General features: G+C 71.3%; 17 protein-coding genes, 1 rRNA gene and 1 riboswitch. Of the genes, 14 read left to right on the top strand and 4 right to left on the bottom strand.

Features of this window, described 5'->3' with window-relative positions:
• The 11 genes from rrf to ACFXMG_RS38765 all read left to right on the top strand — a co-directional run.
• Positions 1-95, top strand: a 5S ribosomal RNA gene (gene rrf / locus ACFXMG_RS38715); the annotation flags it as partial.
• Positions 96-232: 137 nt separating this feature from the next.
• The gene (locus ACFXMG_RS38720; protein WP_189849257.1) at positions 233-841 is read left to right on the top strand and encodes a CDP-alcohol phosphatidyltransferase family protein; all 609 of its coding nucleotides are present in this window, start codon (positions 233-235) and stop codon (positions 839-841) included.
• A 116-nt stretch (positions 842-957) separates the two neighbouring features.
• Positions 958-3,453, top strand: a complete 2,496-nt coding sequence (locus ACFXMG_RS38725; protein ID WP_383828543.1) for a sugar phosphate nucleotidyltransferase — start codon at positions 958-960, stop codon at positions 3,451-3,453.
• Positions 3,454-3,555: 102 nt separating this feature from the next.
• On the top strand, positions 3,556-4,485 hold the full coding sequence (locus ACFXMG_RS38730) for a DUF881 domain-containing protein (protein ID WP_383828545.1): 930 nt from the start codon (positions 3,556-3,558) through the stop codon (positions 4,483-4,485).
• The gene (locus ACFXMG_RS38735; protein WP_030492461.1) at positions 4,482-4,814 is read left to right on the top strand and encodes a small basic family protein; all 333 of its coding nucleotides are present in this window, start codon (positions 4,482-4,484) and stop codon (positions 4,812-4,814) included. The genes ACFXMG_RS38730 and ACFXMG_RS38735 overlap by 4 nt, the downstream gene beginning before the upstream one ends.
• Before the next feature lie 5 nt (positions 4,815-4,819).
• Positions 4,820-5,791, top strand: coding sequence for a DUF881 domain-containing protein (locus ACFXMG_RS38740; RefSeq protein WP_383828548.1), 972 nt, complete (start codon positions 4,820-4,822; stop codon positions 5,789-5,791).
• Positions 5,792-5,872: 81 nt separating this feature from the next.
• Entirely contained in the window at positions 5,873-6,814 is a 942-nt protein-coding gene (locus tag ACFXMG_RS38745) for an FHA domain-containing protein (RefSeq protein ID WP_383828592.1), read from the top strand.
• A gap of 32 nt (positions 6,815-6,846) precedes the next feature.
• A complete protein-coding gene (locus ACFXMG_RS38750) occupies positions 6,847-7,605 on the top strand; it encodes a MerR family transcriptional regulator (protein ID WP_383828550.1) in 759 nt (252 codons plus the stop codon).
• Between the two features lie 136 nt (positions 7,606-7,741).
• Positions 7,742-8,209 (top strand): bifunctional nuclease family protein, encoded by a 468-nt coding sequence (locus ACFXMG_RS38755; RefSeq protein WP_030492457.1) that lies wholly within the window; start codon positions 7,742-7,744, stop codon positions 8,207-8,209.
• 223 nt (positions 8,210-8,432) lie between these two features.
• The gene (locus ACFXMG_RS38760; protein WP_383828552.1) at positions 8,433-9,050 is read left to right on the top strand and encodes a MerR family transcriptional regulator; all 618 of its coding nucleotides are present in this window, start codon (positions 8,433-8,435) and stop codon (positions 9,048-9,050) included.
• Between the two features lie 126 nt (positions 9,051-9,176).
• Complete coding sequence (locus ACFXMG_RS38765) at positions 9,177-10,619, top strand: DNA polymerase IV (RefSeq protein ID WP_383828554.1); 1,443 nt, start codon at positions 9,177-9,179, stop codon at positions 10,617-10,619.
• A gap of 260 nt (positions 10,620-10,879) precedes the next feature.
• Here ACFXMG_RS38765 and ACFXMG_RS38770 read toward each other — a convergent pair whose 3' ends face one another.
• Positions 10,880-11,251, bottom strand: a complete 372-nt coding sequence (locus ACFXMG_RS38770; RefSeq protein ID WP_383828556.1) for a PRC-barrel domain-containing protein — start codon at positions 11,249-11,251, stop codon at positions 10,880-10,882.
• Positions 11,252-11,364: 113 nt separating this feature from the next.
• A riboswitch (glycine riboswitch) is annotated at positions 11,365-11,464 on the top strand.
• Between the two features lie 179 nt (positions 11,465-11,643).
• On the opposite strand from ACFXMG_RS38770, the gene gcvP reads away from it, so the two are divergent.
• Complete coding sequence (gene gcvP, locus ACFXMG_RS38775) at positions 11,644-14,529, top strand: aminomethyl-transferring glycine dehydrogenase (protein ID WP_383828558.1); 2,886 nt, start codon at positions 11,644-11,646, stop codon at positions 14,527-14,529.
• A gap of 70 nt (positions 14,530-14,599) precedes the next feature.
• Here gcvP and ACFXMG_RS38780 read toward each other — a convergent pair whose 3' ends face one another.
• Positions 14,600-14,806 (bottom strand): DUF5999 family protein, encoded by a 207-nt coding sequence (locus tag ACFXMG_RS38780; RefSeq protein ID WP_383828560.1) that lies wholly within the window; start codon positions 14,804-14,806, stop codon positions 14,600-14,602.
• 341 nt (positions 14,807-15,147) lie between these two features.
• Positions 15,148-15,738, bottom strand: coding sequence for a hypothetical protein (locus tag ACFXMG_RS38785; RefSeq protein ID WP_383828562.1), 591 nt, complete (start codon positions 15,736-15,738; stop codon positions 15,148-15,150).
• A gap of 551 nt (positions 15,739-16,289) precedes the next feature.
• Between ACFXMG_RS38785 and ACFXMG_RS38790 the strand changes: the two genes are divergently transcribed.
• Positions 16,290-17,795 carry a glutamate-cysteine ligase family protein gene (locus ACFXMG_RS38790; RefSeq protein ID WP_383828564.1) on the top strand — a complete coding sequence of 502 codons (1,506 nt, stop codon included), beginning with the start codon at positions 16,290-16,292 and terminating at the stop codon, positions 17,793-17,795.
• Positions 17,796-18,021: 226 nt separating this feature from the next.
• Complete coding sequence (locus ACFXMG_RS38795) at positions 18,022-18,801, top strand: CPBP family intramembrane glutamic endopeptidase (protein ID WP_383828566.1); 780 nt, start codon at positions 18,022-18,024, stop codon at positions 18,799-18,801.
• Between the two features lie 153 nt (positions 18,802-18,954).
• Here ACFXMG_RS38795 and ACFXMG_RS38800 read toward each other — a convergent pair whose 3' ends face one another.
• The gene (locus ACFXMG_RS38800) at positions 18,955-19,764 is read right to left on the bottom strand and encodes a PhzF family phenazine biosynthesis protein (RefSeq protein WP_383828568.1); all 810 of its coding nucleotides are present in this window, start codon (positions 19,762-19,764) and stop codon (positions 18,955-18,957) included.
• Positions 19,765-19,952 lie beyond the last annotated feature (188 nt).

A 19,952-nucleotide genomic window follows, 5' to 3' on the forward strand; every position in this document is an offset into this window, starting at 1 on the left:
AAACGCCCGGTTACATTCCGAACCCGGAAGCTAAGCCTTTCAGCGCCGATGGTACTGCAGGGGGGACCCTGTGGGAGAGTAGGACGCCGCCGAACGATCATTGTGGGAAAGCCCCGCACCTCATGGTGCGGGGCTTTTCTGCGTTCACGACGACCCGGGTCCGGAGAGGGTGGGAGCGGGAGGTAAGGTCAGGGGTCAACCGTCAGTACCTTTTCCAGCAGGAGGCCCTCGGGTGGAGGTCCAGGAGACCGAGGTCCAGACGGACCGGGTCCTCACCATCCCCAACATTCTCAGCATGGCGCGTCTTCTCGGCGTGCCGCTGTTCCTGTGGCTCATCCTCCGGCCGGAGTTCGGCGGGCCCAACAGTGACGTCTGGGCGCTGGTCGTCCTGATGCTCAGCGGCGTCAGCGACTATCTCGACGGGAAGCTCGCGCGGAAGTGGAACCAGATCAGCAGCCTCGGCCGGCTGCTGGACCCGGCGGCCGACCGGCTGTACATCCTGTCCACGCTCGTGGGCCTCACCTGGCGAGAGATCCTGCCACTGTGGCTGACCGCGGTGCTTTTGGCCCGCGAAGTCATGCTGCTGGTCATGGTGGGAATCCTCCGCCGGCACGGCTACCCGCCGCCGCAGGTGAACTTCCTCGGGAAAGCTGCGACTTTCAACCTCATGTACGCCTTCCCGCTGCTGCTTCTCAGTGACGGAACCGGCTGGCTGGCGTCACTCGCTGAAGTTTTCGGATGGGCTTTCGCAGGATGGGGTACAACTCTGTATTGGTGGGCAGGGATCCTCTACGTGGTCCAGGTCCGCCGACTCGTGAAGGCGGATACCGCGGCCGATTGAGCCCGTCCGTCCCGTGCCGTGCAGCGTCGCCGGCAGGAACGAGGACGCCCGAGGGCGAGTGAGCGGACAGGGTCGGTCGGCAGGACCGTCGTCTCTTCAAGGAGGACGCTTCCGACATGAAGGCCGTCGTGATGGCCGGTGGCGAAGGAACCCGACTTCGCCCCATGACCTCGAGCATGCCCAAGCCTCTTCTGCCGGTGGTGAACCGGCCGATCATGGAGCACGTCCTGCGACTGCTCAAGAGGCACGGTCTCAACGAGACCGTCGTCACCGTTCAGTTTCTCGCGTCGCTCGTCAGGAACTACTTCGGCGACGGCGAGGAGCTCGGGATGGAGCTCACCTATGCCAATGAGGAGAAGCCTCTCGGCACAGCGGGCAGTGTGAAGAACGCCGAGGAAGCGTTGAAGGACGACGCTTTCCTCGTGATCTCGGGGGATGCCCTCACCGATTTCGACCTCACCGACCTGATCCGTTTCCACAAGGAGAAGGGCGCACTCGTCACCGTCTGTCTGACGCGGGTGCCGAATCCACTGGAATTCGGCATCACGATCGTCGACGAGGAGGGGCAGGTCGAGCGATTCCTGGAGAAGCCGACCTGGGGACAGGTCTTCTCAGACACGGTGAACACGGGCATCTACGTCATGGAGCCCGAGGTGTTCGACTACGTCGAGGCCGATGTTCCGGTGGACTGGTCGGGTGATGTCTTCCCGCAGCTGATGAAGGAAGGCAAGCCGATCTACGGCTATGTCGCCGAGGGCTACTGGGAGGACGTCGGCACCCACGAGAGCTACGTCAAGGCGCAGGCCGACGTGCTCGAGGGCAAGGTCCAGGTCGACATCGACGGATTCGAGATGGCGCCCGGCGTCTGGGTCGCCGAGGGAGCCGAGGTCCACCCCGACGCGGTCCTCCGCGGGCCCCTGTACATCGGGGACTACGCCAAGGTCGAGGCCGGCGCAGAGATCCGTGAGCACAGCGTCATCGGGTCCAACGTGGTGGTGAAGACCGGCGCCTTCCTGCACAAGGCGGTCGTCCACGACAACGTCTACATCGGGCAGCAGAGCAATCTTCGCGGTTGCGTCATCGGCAAGAACACCGATGTCATGCGGGCGGCCCGGATCGAGGACGGGGCCGTCATCGGCGACGAGTGCATGATCGGTGAGGAATCGATCGTGCAGGGCAACGTCCGGGTCTACCCGTTCAAGACCATCGAGGCCGGTGCCTTCGTCAACACCTCCGTGATCTGGGAGTCCCGCGGCCAGGCGCACCTCTTCGGGGCGCGCGGGGTGTCCGGGATCATCAACGTCGAGATCACGCCCGAGCTGGCGGTACGGCTGGCGGGGGCGTACGCGACGACGTTGAAGAAGGGCGCGACCGTCACGACCGCGCGTGACCACTCGCGCGGTGCGCGTGCTCTCAAGCGGGCCGTGATCTCCGCGCTCCAGGCCAGCGCCATCGACGTGCGGGACCTGGAGAACGTGCCGCTGCCGGTGGCCCGGCAGCAGACCGCGCGGGGGAGCGCCGGCGGGATCATGGTGCGTACCTCTCCCGGTGTGCCGGACTCGGTCGACATCATGTTCTTCGACGAGCGGGGCGCGGACCTGTCGCAGGCCAGGCAGCGGAAGCTGGACCGGGTGTACGCGCGGCAGGAGTACCGGCGGGCCTTCCCCGGGGAGATCGGCGACCTGTCCTTCCCGGCGAGCGTCTTCGACTCGTACACCGGCTCGCTGCTGCGGAACGTCGACACGACCGGGATCGCTGAGGCCGGGCTGAAGGTCGTCGTGGACGCCTCCAACGGGAGCGCGGGGCTCGTACTGCCCAGTCTGCTCGGGCGGCTCCAGGTGGATTCGCTGACCATCAATCCGGGGCTCGACGAGTCGCGGCCGACGGAGTCCGTCGAGCGGCGGCGGGCCGGGCTCGTCCGGCTCGGGGAGATTGTGGCGTCGGCGCGGGCCGCGTTCGGCGTGCGGTTCGACCCGGTGGGCGAGCGGCTGTCGCTGGTGGACGAGCGGGGCCGGATCATCGAGGACGACCGGGCGCTGCTGGTGATGCTGGACCTGGTGGCGGCGGAGCGCCGGTCCGGGCGGGTGGCGTTGCCGGTCACCACGACGCGTATCGCCGAGCAGGTGGCCGCGTACCACGGCACTCAGGTGGAGTGGACGACGACCTCGCCCGACGACCTCACCCGGGTCGGCCGGCAGGAGTCGACCATCTTCGGCGGTGACGGGCGCGGCGGGTTCATCGTGCCCGAGTTCAGCAGCGTCTTCGACGGGGCCGCGGCCTTCGTGCGGCTGATCGGTCTGGTCGCGCGGACGCAGCTCACGCTGAGCCAGATCGACGCCCGGATCCCGCGGGCCCACGTCATCAAGCGGGACCTCGCGACGCCGTGGGCGGTGAAGGGGCTCGTGATGCGGCGGGTGGTCGAGGCGGCCGGCAGCAGGTCGGTGGACACCACCGACGGCGTGCGGGTCGTGGAGGCCGACGGGCGGTGGGTGATGGTGCTGCCCGACCCGGCGGAGGCCGTCACCCATCTGTGGGCCGAGGGGCCCGACGACACCTCCGCGCAGGCGCTGCTCGACGAGTGGGCGCAGGTGGTCGAGAGCGCAGGTCGCTGACCGGACGGGCGGTCCGGGGCCGGGCGGCACCTTCACGGTGCCGCCCGGCCCTTCGACGGGGCCATTCGGCGGTAGGGCGTGCGACGTGCGACGATGTGCGGCATGTCGCAGCAGCCCCCCGTTCGGAGCACCGGTTCTCCGCCCCCGCGCCCGGACGCGTCGATGTCGCTGCTGAACAACGTGATCGACCACGCGCTGGACGACGGGTACGCGGAGGCGACCGCCCGGCGCGCGGCCGAGGGCGGCGCGATGCCCAAGCCGCTGCGGGCCAAGCTCGGCCTCGCGGCCGGGCTTGTGCTGGCCGCCGCCGTGGTGACGGTGGGCGCGGCCGAGGCCCGGATCTCGGCCCCCGTCGTCGCCAAGGAGCGGCAGGAGCTGATCGACCGGATCGAGGGCGAGAACGCGACCGCCGACGACCTGGAGAAGGACATCGAGCGGATGCGGGCCGAGGTCGGTGAGCGGCAGCGTGCCGCCCTTGAGGAGCACGGCGGTGACCAGGCGGAACTGGTCGCGCTGCTCTCCGGCGCCACGCCCGTGCACGGCCCCGGGGTGAAGCTCGTGGTCGACGACGCCAAGGGCTCCGACAGCGGAGGCGGCGGGCCGCGCGAGAGCGCCGGCTTCTCCGACACCGGGCGGGTGCGCGACCGGGACATGCAGCGGGTGATCAACGGGCTGTGGGAGTCGGGCGCGGAGGCCGTGTCGATCAACGGCCAGCGGCTGACCTCGCTGTCCGCGATCCGGGCCGCCGGTGACGCCATACTCGTCGACAACCGGCCGCTCGTGCCGCCGTACACCGTCCTCGCCGTCGGGGACGGGCAGCGGCTGAGCACCACTTTCCAGGACAGCGCGGACGGGCAGTACCTGCACGCGCTGGTGGAGAACTTCGGGATCCGGAGCAGCGTCTCGGTCGAGGGCGAGCTGAGCCTGCCGGCCGCGCCGAGCCTGATCGTACGTACAGCTGAGCCGAGGGGGACCGGGGCGGCGACGCCGTCCGGGCGGGCCACGGCCGACAAGGGGAAGGCAACATCGTGATCGCCGTACTGGGCCTGATCGTCGGAGTCGTGGCGGGACTGCTGGTCCGGCCCGAGATCCCGGCGGTCGTCGAGCCCTATCTCCCGATCGCCGTGGTCGCCGCCCTCGACGCGGTCTTCGGCGGCCTGCGGGCCATGCTCGACGGGATCTTCGTCGACAAGGTCTTCGTCGTCTCCTTCCTCTCGAACGTGGTCGTGGCCGCGCTGATCGTCTTCCTCGGCGACAAGCTCGGCGTCGGCGCGCAGCTCTCCACCGGTGTCGTCGTCGTGCTCGGCATCCGGATCTTCTCCAACGCGGCCGCGATCCGCCGCCATGTCTTCCGGGCGTGAGGCCGATGAGTGTGAACCCGAACGAGAAGCCCGAGCCGGGCAGCGGCGAGACGCCGAAGAAGCCCGAGACGCCGAAGACTCCTGAGACGCCGAAGACTCCTGAGACGCCCAAGGCGGAGACGCCCGAGGTCTCCGGGGTGCGTGAGTCGGGCGGTCGTACGGAACCCCAGTCCGAGCCGCGACCCGTGGACGGCCTCGGGAGCGCTCCCGAGGCCGCTGTGCCCTCCCCGGAGGCGGGTGGCGGTGCCGGGAGCGCGCCGGACGGGCGCCGGCGGCTGGCGGACGCCCTGTGGCCGCCGCGGGTGACGCGGGCCCAGCTCATCGTGGCGCTGCTGCTGTGCTGCCTGGGCTTCGGCCTCGCCATCCAGGTCTCCTCGACCAGCGAGTCCAGCGCCCTGCGCGGGGCGCGGCAGGAGGATCTCGTACGGATCCTCGACGAGCTCGACGACCGCACGCAGCGGCTGGAGGACGAGAAGGCGCGGCTGGAGAAGCAGCGGTCGGAGCTGGAGTCCAGCTCCGACCAGGCCGAGGAGGCCCGCCGGCAGACGCAGGAGAAGGAGCGGCAGCTCGGGATCCTGGCCGGCACGGTGGCCGCCGAGGGGCCCGGCATCACGCTGACCGTGACCGACCCGGTCGGCGCGGTCGAGTCCGACATGCTGCTCGACGCCATCCAGGAGCTGCGGGCGGCCGGTGCCGAGGCGATCCAGGTCGACGGCGTGCGCGTGGTCGCGAACAGCTATTTCACAGGTGGCGGTGATGACATGCGAATCGATGGAACGCCGGTGACCGCTCCGTACGTCTTCAAGGTCATCGGCAAGCCCGAGGATCTCGAGCCCGCGCTCAACATCCCCGGTGGAGTCGTCCAGACCCTCGAGAAGGAGCAGGCCACGGCCACGGTGGAGCGGTCGGCGAAGATCGTCGTCGATGCCTTGCGACCCGCGAAGCGGCCTGACTACGCTCGGTCGTCCTCCCAGTGAGAGAGGGGGCGAGGGGTCCCGCGACATGGGCTGGAGCGTTGCGGGGGGTCGGCGCACCACAACGGTGGTGCGTGGTGGAAACTGTCCGGAGGATACGGACGTTGTGAAGGTGTCCGGGTCGGCAGGTGTGATGGATCTCGGTTCGTCCTGCCCCACGGGCGGGTCTGTTTCGGTCAAGGGGAATCGCCCGTGAAGTTGTTTGCGAAGTTGTTCGGCAAGAGCGCACGCGAGGACGGCGGCAACGCCAGGCACCGCGCGCCGCGCCACGCCCAGAGCGAGGAGCAGGGCGGCGAGCGTCCGCTCTTCCGCGACGAGGTCGGTGGCCAGGGTGGTGACATTTCGGGCGCCCAGGGCGCGTCGTCTGTTGACCACACCGGTGCCGCGCGCATAGGTTTCGGTGAACCATCAACCTCAAGTACGGGTGGAGGGTTTACCCCCGATCCGTACGCGACCCAGACCTCCGCGGGGCAACCGCGGCAGGAGGACGCGGCCATGCCGGTGTGTACGAGGTGCGGTCACCGCAACACGGCGGACAGCCGTTTCTGCTCCCACTGCGGCACGCCGCTGCGGGGCGGGATCGCCGCCGAGCGTCCCTCCGAGACGACGTCGACCATCTCGATCTCGGGCCTGGAGGCGTACGACGCGGAGACCACCGGGCAGATCGCGATCCCGGCGCTGTCCCCCGAGGCCCTCGCGGCCGTCGAGGCGCTGCCGCCCGGTTCCGCGCTGCTCGTGGTGCGCCGCGGTCCGAACTCGGGCAGCCGCTTCCTCCTGGACGGTGAGCTGACGACGGCCGGCCGGCACCCGCAGAGCGACATCTTCCTGGACGACTTCACGGTCTCCCGGAGGCACGTCGAGTTCCGCCGGGGCCACGACGGGCGCTTCACCGCCTCCGACGTCGGCAGCCTCAACGGCACCTACGTCAACCGGGAGCCGATCGAGTCGGTCGTGCTCAACAACGGCGACGAGGTGCAGATCGGCAAGTACCGGCTGGTCTTCTACGCGAGCCAGCGAGGCGTCTGACACGCCTGGCGGAGATCCTTCAGGAAAGGTCCATGGTGCGAACACCGACGGGCGGTGCCGGATCCGGCACCGCCACCGCGGGCGACCGGCTGGTGAGTATCGGCACCGTGCTGAACCACCTGCGGGACGAGTTTCCGGAAGTGACGATCTCCAAGATCCGCTTCCTGGAGGCCGAGGGGCTCGTCGAGCCCCGTCGTACGGCCTCCGGGTACCGGAAGTTCAGCCCGGAGGACGTGGAGCGGCTCGCCGCCGTCCTGCGGATGCAGCGGGACCACTATCTTCCGCTGAAGGTCATCCGTGAGCACCTCGACGCCCTCGCCCGCGGCGAGCAGGTCAAGCTGCCGGCGCCGGGCCGGCGCCGCGATCTGCTGGACGGGCTCCTCGACGGCCCCGTGGACGACGAGGACGGCGAGCGGCCGACCGCCGCGCGGCTCGGCCGGGCCGAGCTGGTCGCCGCGGCCGGGGTCACCGAGACCGAGCTGGTGGAGTGGGAGTCGTACGGCCTGATCGCCGAGTGCGAGGGCGGCGGCTATGACGCGGAGAGCGTCAACGTGGCCCGGATCGTGGCCGATCTCGGGCGGTTCGGGCTGGAACCGCGGCATCTGCGCGCCGTGAAGGCGTCGGCGGACCGGGAGGCCGGGCTGATCGAGCAGGTCGTCGCGCCGCTGCGCCGCCACCGCAATCCGCAGACCCGGGCACACGCCGAGGAGACGGCCGCCGACCTGGCGCAGCTGTCGGTGCGGCTGCACGCCGCGCTGGTGCAGACGGCGCTCGGGGTCCGTCTCCAGTGACGCTCGGGATCCGCCTCCAGTAGCGCTCGGGATCCGCCTCCGGTGAGGGGCGCGGACGGCTTCGGCGCGGGGTCGCGACGGCGCTGAGCGGGGGCCCGACTATCCAAACCGGTCGGGCACGTCCTAGGGTTGCTGTGTGAACGAGCTCGACGTTGTGGGTGTCCGGGTGGAAATGCCCTCCAACCAGCCGATCGTGCTCCTGCGCGAGGTGGGGGGCGACCGGTACCTGCCCATCTGGATCGGCCCCGGCGAGGCGACCGCGATCGCCTTCGCCCAGCAGGGCATGGCCCCGCCCAGGCCGCTGACGCACGACCTCTTCAAGGACGTGCTGGAGGCGGTGGGGCAGGAGCTGACCCAGGTCCGGATCACCGATCTGCGCGACGGGGTCTTCTACGCCGAGCTGGTCTTCGCCAGCGGTGTGGAGGTGAGCGCGCGTCCGTCCGACGCGATAGCCCTGGCGCTGCGGACCGGTTCGCCGATCTTCGGCAGCGACGGCGTCCTCGACGACGCCGGGATCGCGATCCCGGACGAGCAGGAGGACGAGGTGGAGAAGTTCCGCGAGTTCCTCGACCAGATCTCGCCGGAGGACTTCGGGAGCCAGTGACGGGAGCCAGTGACGGGGCGGGTCCTGGGCGGCGTCCGGCGGGGCGCGAGAGGGGCGGGCGAGGAGCGCTGTCGGCGCATTCGAGTAGCCTTTCCCCGGAGTGGGATACGTGAAACCACTCTCTGGGTGATTATCACTCGGCGTGCCGAGTGTGGCGATCGTTGACGCACCCCTAGCGACTGCCTACCTTCGAGTGGGCAGGTCAAGGACGGAGGGTCGCGTGATGAGCAGCGCGGACGGTACGGCAGGGAGCTCGCTCGGACGCGCGTCCGGGGAGTGCGGTCCGTATCCGCTTCACGGCAGTGTGGGCGACTTCGGTACGGAGACGAGCGCCGGGGTGGCGGACGAGGCGATCGGATACCGCGGCCCCACGGCCTGCGCGGCCGCCGGGATCACGTACCGCCAACTGGACTACTGGGCGCGCACCGGGCTCGTCGAGCCGAGCGTGCGCCCCGCGTACGGCTCCGGGACGCAGCGGCTCTACAGCTTCCGGGACGTCGTCGTCCTGAAGATCGTCAAGCGTTTCCTCGACACGGGCGTCGCCCTCCAGAACATCCGGGCCGCCGTGCAGCACCTGCGCGCCCGCGGCTTCCGCGACCTGGAGCGGATGACGCTGATGAGCGACGGGGCGACCGTCTACGAGTGCTCCTCGCCGGACGAGGTCGTCTCGCTGCTCCAGGGCGGGCAGGGCGTCTTCGGCATCGCGGTGGGGGTCGTCTGGCGGGACGTCGAGGCGGCGCTCTCGCAGCTGCACGGGGAGCGCGTCGACACCGGCGAGACGCTGGTGGGGCACAACCCGCAGGACGAGCTGGCGCGGCGGAGGCGGGACCGGGCCGTCTGAGGCTTGGTGGCCTTGGTGGGCCTGGTGGGCCTGGTGGGCCTGGTGGGTTTGCTGGGTTTGCTGGGCTTGGTGGGGGCGTGTCGCCCGTACGGGCGATTGTCAGTGGCGTGAGGCAGCATCGGAGACGTGAGAGCCGCCCCCACGATCCTTCATCTGGACATGGATGCCTTCTTCGCCGCCGCCGAGCAGGCGTCGAAGCCGAGTCTGCGCGGCAAGCCCGTGGTCGTGGGTGGGCTCGGGCCGCGCGGTGTGGTGGCCACTGCCTCGTACGAGGCGCGGCGCTTCGGCGTGCACTCGGCGATGCCGATGGGGCAGGCGCGGCGGCTCGCGCCCAACGCCGCGTATCTGGTGCCGCGGTTCGCCTTCTACCGGGCGATCAGCGGGCAGGTGATGGAGCTGCTGGGGCGGCTCTCGCCGCTGGTGGAGCCGCTCAGCCTCGACGAGGCGTTCGTGGACCTGGAGGCCGGGGGGCTGGCGGACGACAGCGTGAGCGCGCGGGTGGTGGGGGAGCGGCTGCGGGCGGAGATCCTGGCGACGACCGGACTGACGGGTTCGGTGGGGCTCGCGGGGTCCAAGATGCTCGCGAAGATCGCCTCGGAGGAGGCCAAGCCCGACGGGCTCGTGCTCTACGAGCCCGGGACCGAGCGGGCGCTGCTCGCGCCCCGGTCCGTGCGGATCATCCCCGGGGTGGGGCCGGCCACCGGTGACCATCTGCGGCGGGCCGGGATCACGACGGTCGCCGACCTCGTGGAGGCGGGCGAGGACGAGCTCGTACGGATCCTGGGGCGGTCGCACGGGGCCTCGCTGTACCGGATGGCGCTCGGGCACGACGACCGGCCCGTGGTGGCCGAGCGGGACGCCAAGTCGGTCTCCGTCGAGGACACCTTCGACGTCGACCTGCACGACCGGCTGCGGATCCGGCTGGAGGTGGAGCGGCTCGCGGACCGGTGCGTGGCGCGGCTGCGGGGGTCGGGGCACTCGGGGCGGACGATCGTGCTGAAGGTACGGCGGTACGACTTCTCGACGCTGACCCGCTCCGAGACGCTGCGCGGGCCGACGGACGACCCGCTGGTGGTGCGGGAGGCCGCGGAACGGCTGCTGGAGCTCGTGGACACGACGGGCGGGGTGCGGCTGCTGGGCGTGGGGGTGAGCGGGCTGGCCGACTACACGCAGGAGGATCTGTTCGCGCAGGCGGAGGCGGAGGCCGAAGCGGAGGCTGCTGAGGGGGCGGCCGTGCTCGGGGCGGAGGAGGTGCCCGGGGCCGGGCCTGCCCCGGTGGAGGCCGTACCGGCGCCCCCGACGACGGCCGCCGCCGCCGAGACGGCCGCGCGGCGGTGGGCCCCGGGGAACGACGTGCGGCACGCGGTCCTGGGGGCGGGATGGGTGCAGGGCAGCGGCCTCGGCCGTGTCACCGTCCGCTTCGAGGAACCCGGCAGTACGACCCCGGGCCGCGTGCGGACCTTCGCCGTGGACGACCCGGAGCTGGAACCGGCCGATCCGCTGCCGCTGGTGCCTGGCGGGGTGACGGGGGCGGAGAGGGCCGCACCGGTCGTCCGGGAGGGGGAGTGACGTAGGCGGTGGGGTGTCCGAGGGGGCGCACAGAGGTGTGCGCCCGCGGCGGGTGGGCGCGGTGCGCGCCGGGAGGAACGTACGGCACATGGGCGTGCCCCGCCGCCGAGCGGGGCCTGCGTGTCTGCGGGGCACACGCGCGTGTGCCCCCGGGCGGGGCCCGGGGGTGTCCGAGGGCACACGGACGTGTGCCCTGGGGTGGTCGGTCGCGGCGCTGGCGGCGTCCTCGGGGAGGGGCGCGAGGATCTGCGGGCGGGGGGCTACGCGGTGTCGTCCTGGCCTGCCAGGTGGCCGAAGTCGGGGATTTTTTCTGGTGGGGGTGGGAGGGCCAGTTCGTAGTGGCGGTAGAGCTGGAGTTCCTGCTCGGGGGAGAGGTGGCGGCCTACGCCGAAGTCGGGGGCGTCCTTGATGAGGGAGCGCTCGAAGGGGATGTGGAGGCCGTCGGCGGTCAGCTCGCTCGGCTCCAGGGGGACGAACGCGTCCCTGCTGAACAGGCCGGTGCGGACGGCCGCCCACTCGGGGACGCCGGTCGCGTCGTCCAGGTACACCTCGTCCACGGTTCCGATCTTGTGTCCGTTCCGGTCGAACGCCTTGCGGCCGATCAGGCTGCGCGGATCGATGTCGGTCTGCACGGTCCCTCCAACTGGTCGCAACTGCTCTACACCCCTACGAAAGTGCACAAGTGGGATGTCGGCCACTTGAGCGATGAGGGGCACAACCGCGCTGGTAGGCTGGCTGTGGCTGTCGACACCGTGCGGGAGAGTCCTCCGGAGAAGGTTTCTGGGGGCGCCGAAGGAGCAAATCCTCCCCGGAATCTCTCAGGCACCCGGTACCGCGCGGGCGAGGTCACTCTGGAAAGCAGGGCGGGAGTCCGACGGCATCCGCTCTCACCGACGGTGAAAGCCGGCGTGCCCTCGGGCGTGCCGGTGAAGCTCTCAGGTTGAGATGACAGAGGGGGAGGCCGTCCGGGCACCCGCGCCGTGGTGCCCCTCGCAGGTCGTGACGACCAGGAGGCCCCCGCATCATGACCGCCAACCGCACCCCGCTCTCCGAGCTCGAGCAGGGCATTCCCTTCGAGCAGCGGCACATCGGACCCGACGCCGAGGCGCGGGCCAAGATGCTCGCCCAGGTCGGCTACGCCTCGCTCGACGAGCTGACGGCCGCCGCGGTGCCGGACGTCATCAAGAACGCCGAGGCGCTGGACCTGCCCGGTGCCCGCACCGAGGCCGAGGTCCTCGCCGAGCTGCGCACCCTCGCCGGCCGCAACCAGGTCCTCGCCCCGATGATCGGCCTCGGCTACTACGGCACCTTCACCCCGCCGGTCATCCTCCGCAACGTCATGGAGAACCCGGCCTGGTACACGGCGTACACGCCCTATCAGCCGGAGATCTCGCAGGGCCGCCTGGAGGCGCTGCTCAACTTCCAGACCATGGTCGCCGACCTGACCGGTCTGCCGACCTCAGGCGCCTCCCTCCTCGACGAGGGCACCGCCGCCGCCGAGGCCATGTCGCTCGCCCGCCGCGTGGGCAAGGTGAAGAACGGGGTCTTCCTCGTCGACGCCGACACCCTGCCGCAGACCGTCGCCGTCATCGAGACCCGCGCCGAGCCGACCGGCGTCGAGGTGGTCGTCGCCGACCTCTCCGAGGGCATCCCGGCCGAGATCGCCGAGCGCGGCGTCTTCGGCGTGCTCCTCCAGTACCCCGGCGCCTCCGGCGCCGTCCGCGACATCAAGCCGCTGATCGACCGGGCCCACGAGCTCGGCGCGATCGTGACCGTCGCCGCCGACCTGCTCGCGCTCACCCTGCTCGTCTCGCCCGGCTCGCTCGGCGCCGACATCGCCGTCGGCACGACCCAGCGCTTCGGCGTCCCCATGGGCTTCGGCGGCCCGCACGCCGGCTACATGGCCGTCCAGGACAAGCACGCCCGCTCGCTGCCCGGCCGCCTCGTCGGCGTCTCCGTCGACGCCGACGGCAACAAGGCGTACCGCCTCGCCCTCCAGACCCGCGAGCAGCACATCCGCCGCGAGAAGGCCACCAGCAACATCTGCACCGCCCAGGTGCTCCTCGCCGTCATGGCCGGCATGTACGCCGTCTACCACGGCCCGGACGGCCTGAAGCAGATCGCCCAGCGCACCCACCGGTACGCCGCGATCCTCGCCGCCGGTCTGACCGCCGGGGGCGTCGAGCTCACCCAGGGCGCCTTCTTCGACACGCTCACCGCCCGGGTCCCCGGCCGCGCCGACGCCGTCGCCGCCGCCGCCCGCGAGGCCGGTGTCAACCTGTACCGCGTGGACGCCGACCACGTCTCGATCTCCTGCGACGAGACCACCGGCCGCGCCCAGCTCGCCGCCGTCTGGGGCGCCTTCGGCGTCGACGCCGACGTGGAGGCCCTGGACGCCACCGCCGAGGACGTCCTCCCGGACGCGCTGCTGCGCTCCGACGCGTACCTGACCCACCCGGTCTTCCACGCGCACCGCTCCGAGACCTCGATGCTGCGCTACCTGCGCCGCCTCTCGGACCGCGACTACGCGCTCGACCGCGGCATGATCCCGCTCGGCTCCTGCACCATGAAGCTGAACGCGACCACCGAGATGGAGCCGGTGACCTGGCCCGAGTTCGGCCAGATCCACCCCTTCGCGCCGATCGACCAGGCCCAGGGCTACGTCACGCTCATCACCGAGCTGGAGGAGCGCCTGGCCGAGGTCACCGGCTACGACAAGGTCTCGATCCAGCCGAACGCCGGCTCGCAGGGCGAGCTGGCCGGTCTCCTCGCGGTCCGCGCCTACCACCGCGCCAACGGCGACGAGCAGCGCACCGTCTGTCTCATCCCGTCCTCCGCGCACGGCACCAACGCCGCCTCCGCCGTGATGGCCGGCATGAAGGTCGTCGTCGTGAAGACCGCCGAGGACGGCGAGGTCGACGTCGAGGACCTGCGCGCCAAGATCGAGCAGTACCGCGACGAGCTCTCCGTGCTGATGATCACCTACCCGTCGACGCACGGCGTCTTCGAGGAGCACGTGGCCGACATCTGCGCGGCCGTGCACGAGGCCGGCGGCCAGGTGTACGTCGACGGCGCGAACCTCAACGCCCTGGTCGGCCTCGCCAAGCCGGGCCACTTCGGCGGCGACGTCTCGCACCTCAACCTGCACAAGACCTTCTGCATCCCGCACGGCGGCGGCGGCCCCGGTGTCGGCCCGGTCGGCGTCCGCGCCCACCTCGCCCCGTACCTGCCGAACCACCCGCTCCAGCCCACCGCGGGCCCGGAGACCGGCGTCGGCCCGATCTCGGCCGCCCCGTGGGGCTCGGCCGGCATCCTGCCCATCTCCTGGACGTACGTCCGCCTGATGGGCGGCGAGGGCCTCAAGCGCGCCACCCAGGTCGCCGTCCTCGCGGCGAACTACATCGCCAAGCGCCTGGAGCCGCACTTCCCGGTGCTCTACACCGGTCCGGCCGGGCTCGTCGCCCACGAGTGCATCGTCGACCTGCGGCCGCTGACCAAGGCGACCGGCGTCACCGTCGACGACATCGCCAAGCGCCTGATCGACTACGGCTTCCACGCGCCGACCATGTCGTTCCCGGTCGCCGGCACGCTGATGATCGAGCCGACCGAGTCCGAGGACCTGGCCGAGCTGGACCGCTTCTGCGACACGATGATCGCGATCCGCGCCGAGATCGACAAGGTCGCCGCCGGCGAGTGGCCCGCCGAGGACAACCCGCTGTGCAACGCCCCGCACACCGCGGCCGCGCTCGGCGGCGAGTGGACCCACTCCTACGACCGTGACGTGGCGGTCTTCCCCGCCGGCGTCTCCACGGCCGACAAGTACTGGCCGCCGGTCCGCCGCATCGACGGCGCCTTCGGCGACCGGAACCTGGTCTGCTCCTGCCCGCCGCTGGACGAGTACGACCACTGACCGCGGGTATGACAGAGGGCCGGTCCGGAGTCTCCTCCGGGCCGGCCCTCGGCGTTGCCCCGGCAGGGTCTCAGGCGGCCGTCGTCACCCGGCCCGTCGTCAGCGGCCGGTGCGGGGCGATGATCTGCCCGTCCGGCAGCAGTTCGCCGGTGTCCTCGAAGAGCAGGACACCGTTGCACAGCAGGCTCCAGCCCTGCTCCGGGTGGCACGCCAGAGGGCGGGCGGCCTCACGGTCGGCGGAGTCGGCGGTGGGACAGGCAGGCTGGTGCTGGCACATGGGTGGGTTCTTTCGCTGCGTCGTGATGGATGTCCTGCGGCTCTGCGCGCTCATGGCCGCCCCCGTCGGTCGGTTCGGTTCCGGTCCCAGTCTTGCCGCACGGACGGTCTTCCGCAGGGATTTCGCGTCAGCTCGTCCTCTCCTGGGAAGACGCATCACCCGCAGGGGCGGTTCAGGTCAACACCCCCGCCTTTTCGGGTGGTTCGGCATGGCCCGAGCGGGCTAGTCCGTCCGGGAGGGGTGTTCGGGGGCGTCGTTCGGGCGCCGGTTCCGGACAGCAGTGCGCCCCGTGACCCGGGCGGGTCACGGGGCGGGTCACGAGGCGGGGTGCGCGGGCCCGGTCAGGCGGGCGCCGCGGACCCGAGGAGCGGCGGCGGCGCCAGCCGCGTACTGAGCACGGGCAGCAGATCGGCCACCCGGTAGGGGCGGTTGGCGGCGATGCCCGGGGGCGCGGGCGCGAGCGGCACCAGCACGTCGGCGGACTCCGCGCCCGGCTCCGTACCGTCCGGATCCGGTTCGGCGTGCAGCCACAGCGTCAGCATGTACAGCTCCGGCACCGAGAGCAGCCGCGGCTCGTACGTGCCCGGCAGCGCCTCGGCCTGGACCAGTGCCCGCTCCGTCGCGGCGACGTACGGCCCCTCGAAGAAGTGCGAGAAGGACCAGCCGTCCGGCGTGAGCATGGTGTCCGCGGCGGCGACGGCCCGGTCCCCGCTCCTGATCAGGAACCGCCAGCCGACGAGCCGGGTGCCGGGCTCGTGTCCCGGTGCCTCGGAGATCCTCAGCACATGGACGGGCAGCGGGAGTTCGGGGCACAGCGGTCCCGTCGCGGCCCGCAGGGCCGGGGTGCGGGCCTCTCGGACGGCCGTGGGCGAGCCGAGTGCCGCGAGGACGCTGCGGAGGGCAGGCGCGGGGGCCGGGGAGGGTCGGAGCATCGTGTGGGTCGCCTCTCGCTCAGGAGACACGGGGATACGGGTGAAGGGGTGCGGGATACGGGGTGCAGGGATACGGGGTGCGGGGCTGCGGGGACAGGTGCGACGGCGCTGTCGGCGGCGGGGGCGGAGCGGGGGGCCATGGGTCATGGCCGGTCGCCGGCGCTCTGCCTCGTCCGCGGAGTTTATACGACACGTGTTCAGAGATTGTTTCCGCTAGACCCCGCCGATATTCCTGACAAGGTGTCATCAGGCCGCAATCGGTGGGCCGCGGTGCGGAATCGGAGCCTGGACAGGATCTCCGTCCTCGCATTCCCCGGCAAGCCGGACGTCAGAATTCCGAAAGCCGTGCCGCCCGCACCGGGGAGGCAATATGACATTGGTATATGTCGACAGCCGGTCCGGGGGTGAAGGTCCACGCGCGCGGTGACAGGTTCGTACCAGACTATCCACCGAGGGGCCGGAAACGCAGGCGTTGTCGATCAGTGGCGTGGGCATCATCGTCCGTACGCGCGGCCCCGCCCGGTGGCCGCCCACGCGGGAGGGACGCCTCGATGGGGGAGAAGGTCGTGACGGACGGGTTCGGCCCGACCGACCGCCAGCGGTACCGGCGCAAGCTCCAGCAGTGTCTGGCGGGGCTCGCCCGGCTCCTCGCGGAGCAGCGGTTCGACCGCGCGCGCAACCTCATGGGCGTCGAGATCGAACTCAATCTCACAGGTTCCGACGGACTCCCCCGGATGCTGAACGACGCCGTCCTCGAAAAGATCGCGAGCGCCGATTTCCAGACCGAACTCGGAATGTTCAACCTGGAAGTGAACATCGCCCCGCGCCGCCTCGGCGGCCACGTTTTCGACCGGCTCGCGGAAGAGCTGAGAACCGGACTGGGATATGCCGACCGCAAGGCGGCCGAACTCGACGCCGGCGTCGTCATGATCGGCATACTGCCGACCCTCTCACCCCGCGAGCTCGTCTTCGAGAACCTTTCCTCGGCCGAACGCTACGCCCTGCTCAACGACCAGATCCTCATCGCCCGCGGAGAACACATCACGCTCGACATCCAGGGCGCCGAAAGGCTCCGCCACACCTCGGAGTCGATCATCGCGGAGGCCGCCTGCACCTCCGTACAGCTCCACCTCCAGGTCACGCCGGCCCGCTTCCCGTCCGTCTGGAACGCCGCGCAGGCCGTCTCCGGCGTGCAGATAGCCCTCGGCGCCAACTCGCCCTTCGTCTTCGGCCGCGAGGTGTGGCGCGAGTCCCGCCCGCCGCTCTTCCAGCAGGCGACCGACACCCGCCCGCCCGAGCTCCAGTCCCAGGGCGTCCGGCCGCGCACCTGGTTCGGCGAGCGGTGGGTGGACTCGGTGTACGACCTCTTCGAGGAGAACGTGCGCTACTTCCCCTCGCTGCTGCCGCTGTGCGACGAGGAGGACCCGCTGCGCGTCCTCGACGAGGGCGGGGTGCCGCAGCTCAAGGAGCTCGTCCTGCACAACGGCACGGTCTACCGCTGGAACCGGCCGGTGTACGGCTGGGTCGACGGCGTCCCGCACCTCCGGGTGGAGAACCGGGTGCTGCCGGCCGGACCCACCGTCACCGACGTTCTCGCCAACGCCGCCTTCTACTACGGGCTCGTCCGCTCGCTCGCCGACGACCCGCGCCCGCTCTGGAAGCGGATGACGTTCGAGGACGCCGAGGCCAACTTCGACGCCGCCTGCCGCCACGGCATCGACGCGGAGCTGCGCTGGCCCCGGGCGGGCCGCGCGGGCGGGATCGCGACCCAGCCCGCCGTACGCCTCGTCCTCGACGAGCTGCTGCCGCTGGCCGCGGCGGGGCTCGACGCCTGGCACATCGACCCGGCGGACCGCGACTTCTACCTGGGCGTCATCGAGCAGCGGTGCCGCAGGCGGGTCAACGGCGCGTCCTGGCAGGCCGACACCTTCCACCAGGCGCTGGAGTCCGGCCTCGACCGGGAGGCGGCGCTGGCGGCGACCACCCGGCGGTACCGGGCGCTGATGCTGGAGGGGGAGCCGGTGCACACGTGGGCGGTGGGGACCGCGGGGGCGTAGGGGGAGGGGTAAGGAGAGGGGTAAGGAGAGGGAGTCCCGGGATGGCGTTTCCGGTGTGCCGTCGCGCATGATCGTCGTACCGAGGACCGGTGTGGTCGGTTCTCATGGCGGTCGTGACGGGTGTGCGTACGTGTGCCCGTGCGTGGGTGCGTGGGTGCACGTGTGCGTACGCGCGCGGGTACGAGAACGGGAACGGGAGTCGGGTGTGGTGGCGGAACATCGGGTCGTGGACGCCGGACCGCCTCCGGGCGGGCTGTCGCGGCGGGTGCTGGGCTCCGAGACCCTCATCGTGCTGGCGCTCTCGCTCGGCGCGAGCGCGGTCTCCTCGCTGATCAGCTTCATCGGCTCGCTGACCAGGCCCGGCGCGCTCAAGGAGCAGGCGGCCAACCTCAACGGCTCGTACGCGCCGGGCCGCCCCTGGCTCGACCTCACCTGGCAGCTCTTCGGCATCGCCACGGCCCTCGTGCCGGTCGTGCTCGTCGCCCACCTGCTGATGCGGGAGGGCTCCGGGCTGCGGGCCATCGGCTTCGACCGGACCCGGCCGTGGCCCGACCTCGGGCGCGGGGCGCTGGTGGCCGCCGGCATCGGCAGCGCGGGCCTCGCCTTCTACCTGGCCGCGCAGGCTTCGGGCTTCAACCTGACGGTGGTCCCCGAGTCGCTGCCCGAGGTGTGGTGGAAGTACCCCGTCCTGATCCTCTCGGCGCTCCAGAACTCCGTCCTGGAAGAGGTCATCGTCGTCGGCTATCTGCTGCGCCGGCTGGGGCAGTTGGGGTGGTCGCCGATGGCCGCGCTGGTGGCGAGCTCGGTGCTGCGCGGCTCGTACCACCTCTACCAGGGCATCGGCGGCTTCATCGGCAACATGGTGATGGGCGTCGTCTTCGTGTGGCTCTACCGGCGCTGGGGGCGGGTGGGGCCGCTGGTCGTCGCCCACGCGCTGCTCGACATCGTGGCCTTCGTCGGCTACGGGCTGCTGGCGGGGAAGGTGGACTGGCTGCCCACGGTGTAGGCGTGTGGGCGTGTGGGCGTGTGGGCGCGTGGGCGCGTGGGCGCGTAGGCGTGTTGGCGTATCGGGGTGCGGAGGGGCGTACGGCATCGGAGCCGTACGCCCCTTCGGTGTGTCCGGGCTTGAGGCTTCATGCCTCAGGGGTGGGGTCGGGCATCAGGCGTGCAGCTCGCCGTCGATGACGGTGACGGCGTGGCCGGTCAGGAGGGTGCGGTCGCCGTGCAGGCGGGTGCGGACGAGGCCCGTACGGGCTCCGCCCTGGAGGCCGGTGAGGTCGTCGCGGCCGAGGCGGGCCGACCAGTACGGGGCGAGCGCGGTGTGGGCGCTGCCGGTGACGGGGTCCTCGTCGATGCCGACGGCGGGGAAGAAGCCGCGCGAGACGAAGTCGTAGCTGCTGCCGGGGTCGGCGGCGGGCGCGGTCGCGATCACGCCGCGCGAGGAGTGCGCCTTGAGGGCGGCGAGGTCGGGGGCGAGGGCCCGGACGGCGGCCTCGTCGCGCAGTTCGACGACGACGTCGCCGACGTGGGCGGCGGTGTCGTGGACGGCGAGGATCTCGGCGCCGAGCGCGTCCGCCAGGCCGTCCGGGACCGGGACCGGGGTGAGCGAGGAGGTCGGGAAGTCCATGGTGATGCCGCCGTCCGCGTCGGTGACGGCGCCGAGGACGCCCGAGCGGGTGGCGAAGCGGACCGGGCCGGTCGCGGTGCCGGTGGTGTGCAGGACGTGGGCGGTGGCCAGGGTGGCGTGGCCGCACATGTCGACCTCGGTGGTCGGGGTGAACCAGCGCAGCGCCCAGTCGGCCTCGCCGCCGGCGGGCAGCGGGTGCGCGAAGGCGGTCTCGGAGAGGTTGACCTCGGCGGCCACCCGCTGGAGCCAGGAGTCGTCCGGGAAGGAGTCGAGGAGGAGGACCCCGGCGGGGTTGCCGGAGAAGGGCCGGTCGGTGAAGGCGTCGACGATTCGGATGCGCATGCTCCGGACGCTACCGGGGGCCGGGAGGGGCGGGCCAAGGCCAATCCGGGACCGGCGGCCCCGGAGGGCGTACGAGGGGGGTGTGGCAGTCGGTCTGACCTGTGACAGCGATGTTGGGTGAGTTGTCATCGAAGTTGGGTCAACGCTAGTTTGTGACACCGAAGTTGTCCCTGTTGGAGTCGTGCCAG

The organism is Streptomyces sp. NPDC059201, from assembly GCF_042754585.1.
Lineage (GTDB): Bacteria > Actinomycetota > Actinomycetes > Streptomycetales > Streptomycetaceae > Streptomyces.

Bases quoted from the DNA above. Each gene is read 5' to 3' on its own strand.
- ACFXMG_RS38750 (WP_383828550.1), top strand. From the start codon at position 6,847: ATGGTGCGAACACCGACGGGCGGTGCCGGATCCGGCACCGCCACCGCG.
- ACFXMG_RS38725 (WP_383828543.1), top strand. From the start codon at position 958: ATGAAGGCCGTCGTGATGGCCGGTGGCGAAGGAACCCGACTTCGCCCC.
- gcvP (WP_383828558.1), top strand. From the start codon at position 11,644: ATGACCGCCAACCGCACCCCGCTCTCCGAGCTCGAGCAGGGCATTCCC.
- ACFXMG_RS38800 (WP_383828568.1), bottom strand. From the start codon at position 19,764: ATGCGCATCCGAATCGTCGACGCCTTCACCGACCGGCCCTTCTCCGGC.
- ACFXMG_RS38760 (WP_383828552.1), top strand. From the start codon at position 8,433: ATGAGCAGCGCGGACGGTACGGCAGGGAGCTCGCTCGGACGCGCGTCC.
- ACFXMG_RS38780 (WP_383828560.1), bottom strand. From the start codon at position 14,806: ATGTGCCAGCACCAGCCTGCCTGTCCCACCGCCGACTCCGCCGACCGT.
- ACFXMG_RS38785 (WP_383828562.1), bottom strand. From the start codon at position 15,738: ATGCTCCGACCCTCCCCGGCCCCCGCGCCTGCCCTCCGCAGCGTCCTC.
- ACFXMG_RS38790 (WP_383828564.1), top strand. From the start codon at position 16,290: ATGGGGGAGAAGGTCGTGACGGACGGGTTCGGCCCGACCGACCGCCAG.
- ACFXMG_RS38730 (WP_383828545.1), top strand. From the start codon at position 3,556: ATGTCGCAGCAGCCCCCCGTTCGGAGCACCGGTTCTCCGCCCCCGCGC.
- ACFXMG_RS38740 (WP_383828548.1), top strand. From the start codon at position 4,820: ATGAGTGTGAACCCGAACGAGAAGCCCGAGCCGGGCAGCGGCGAGACG.